We start from the raw sequence: 2768 nt of genomic DNA on the forward strand, positions 1-2768 counted from the left end.
GCGGCTGAAGGATAAATTAGAAGCCTCTTGGACAGTATTTTGGAGAGGTATTTCACATCAATGATTCATAAAGAAAGGAGGTGTTGATACATGGAGAAAACAATAAAAGAACAAAAATCGGTATTAATTATTCTTCTAAGCAATATATTCATTCCATTTCTAGGAATTGGTCTCATAATCCCCGTTATGCCGTCTTTTATGAATATCATGCATTTATCAGGAAAAACGATGGGCTATCTTGTAGCCGTATTTGCGATGGCACAACTACTTATGTCACCACTCGCAGGACGTTGGGTTGACCATTATGGCAGAAAGAAAATCATCATAATCGGCTTATTCCTTTTTGGTGTTTCAGAACTTATCTTTGGTTTAGGAACAAATGTATCAGTGCTTTATTTATCAAGGATTCTAGGGGGAATTAGTGCCGCCTTTATTATGCCAGGTGTTACTGCTTATGTTGCAGATATTACATCAGTTCAGGAACGGCCAAAAGCAATGGGCTATCTTTCTGCCGCCATTAGTACTGGCTTTATTATAGGACCTGGCATTGGTGGTTTTATTGCAGAATACGGCATACGCATGCCCTTTTTCTTCGCGGCAGCCATTGCCTTTTTAGCATGCATTTCATCAATATTTATTTTAAAAGAGCCGCTAACAAAGGAACAGCTTGCAGAAATTTCTGCTAAAACAAAGCAAACAAACTTTTTAAGCGATTTAAAAAGATCACTTAATCCGCTTTACTTTATTGCATTTATCATAGTATTTGTTCTTGCTTTCGGTTTGTCAGCATATGAAACTGTTTTTAGCCTATTTTCTGATCATAAATTCGGCTTCACGCCGAAGGACATTGCCGCCATTATTACAATAAGCTCAATCTTCGGCGTTGTTGTACAAGTATTTATGTTTGGAAGAATGGTAGATATACTTGGTGAAAAAAAACTAATCCAATTATGTTTAATTACAGGTGCAATATTTGCGGTGGCGTCCACCGTGATTTCTAGCTATTTGGCAGTGCTAGCGGTAACTTGCTTCATCTTCCTCGCATTTGACTTGCTTCGTCCGGCATTGACGACATTTTTATCAAAAGCTGCTGGGAAAGAGCAAGGATTTGTAGCTGGAATGAACTCAACCTATACGAGCTTAGGTAATATCTTCGGGCCAGCAATGGGCGGAATACTATTTGATGTAAACATCCACTATCCTTATCTTTTTGCTGCTGTCATTATGGTCATTGGCCTCGGTATTACAGTCATGTGGAAAGAAAAACAATTGGCAGAAAGCTTAGCAAAATAATTAGAAAAGCGCAGGGCGCCTTTGAACATTCAAAAACCCAGGTTGTTCCTGCGATGCTCATACAAAGTAGCTTCCCTTGTGGAGATAGACAATTTTTTTAACTCGAAAAGTTATACTTTCTTATCTTTGTATCTAAACCCCTTGTCCATATAGAACAAGGGGTTTAGATCTTCTCTACTAATAAAATTCCCTTTGAGTCAAAATGTAGATTTTAAACGTGTTTTAGGTACTGCTTTACCCTTTGAGCTTCGTCCGCTGTCGAGCCAACCGAGCCATTTTTTATATATAAAATCCTTCAGCGTCATCTTCATTTAATAATCTCAAAGAGACTTCTTCATCAATCTTATGGATAAACAAATTTTTCTCCTCCGTTGACCCTATCCTCCCTTGTCTTCAAAGAAAAAAGTTACTTCCCTTCTTTTATCACCAACCTGCTATTTTCTATAAATAAAAAATATCCTGCATTAAACAGGATATTTTATCAAACCACTCTTCGTCGGAACATTTTTTAATCATCACGACTTTATTTTAAAGCCACAGTATTCTTAGAATATTTTTTCCTCATTTAAYTCAAATGCTAAATCTTTGAAAAATTGAAGCGATTCAGGATTGCCCATAGAGTCTGGATTCACTACCTTATCAAACTCAAAACCTAATAGTACTTTGCGAATCGGAACTTCCATTTTCTTTCCGTTCAATGTTTTTGGTATTTGCTCAACAACATAAATTTGGTCTGGGATAAAACGAGGAGAAACATTCCCTCTAATTTGTTCCTTAATTTTTGCTTTTAGGGTAGGGTCTAGACTGTTGCCAGACTTAAGAACAACAAACATCAGTAAGGACGAACCACGCCCTAGCACTTCTCTATCAATTACAAGACTTTCCATTACCTCGTCAATCGCTTCAACAACCCGGTAAATATCACTTGTACCCATACGTACTCCAGAACGATTAATCGTCGAATCGGAACGTCCATAAATGATACAACTGCCTTTATCGTCAATTTTTATCCAATCACCATGTTTCCAAATACCAGGATACGTATCAAAATAACTCTCGTAGTATCTTGTCCCATCTTTGTCATTCCAGAAATAAAGCGGCATGGATGGCATCGGTTTGGTAATGACCAATTCTCCGACATCATTAATTAAAGATTGGCCTTGTTCATCAAAGGCTTCGACATGAACACCTAATGCCCGTCCCTGTATTTCGCCAATTCTAACTGGTAATGTAGGCACACCTCCTACAAATCCGGCACAGACATCTGTTCCGCCACTTGATGAACTGAGCCAGACATCCTTTTTAACATTTCCATATACCCACTTATATCCGTCACCTGATAAAGGAGCTCCTGTAGAAAAAAGAGCCTTCAATTTTGATAGGTCATATTTTTCCATTGGTTTGATTCCTAATTTCATAGAATTCGTTAGAAAAGGGGCACTTGTTCCAAAGAATGTCATGCCTGTATCTTCAGC

General features: G+C 37.9%; 2 protein-coding genes. One reads left to right on the forward strand and one right to left on the reverse strand.

Going from position 1 to position 2768, the window contains the following annotated elements:
* The first annotated feature begins 90 nt into the window (after window positions 1-90).
* On the forward strand, window positions 91-1293 hold the full coding sequence (locus AC1DUW_RS25125) for an MFS transporter (protein ID WP_053346098.1): 1203 nt from the start codon (window positions 91-93) through the stop codon (window positions 1291-1293).
* 545 nt (window positions 1294-1838) lie between these two features.
* On the opposite strand, the gene AC1DUW_RS25130 is transcribed toward AC1DUW_RS25125, so the two are convergent.
* Window positions 1839-2768 (reverse strand): AMP-binding enzyme (locus AC1DUW_RS25130; RefSeq protein ID WP_477643752.1); only part of this gene is annotated, 930 nt, incomplete at its 5' end.

The organism is Peribacillus sp. P4_C12, assembly GCF_056402095.1.

Excerpts from the sequence above, each read along its gene's own strand:
- AC1DUW_RS25125 (WP_053346098.1), top strand. The coding sequence starts at position 91 with ATGGAGAAAACAATAAAAGAACAAAAATCGGTATTAATTATTCTTCTA.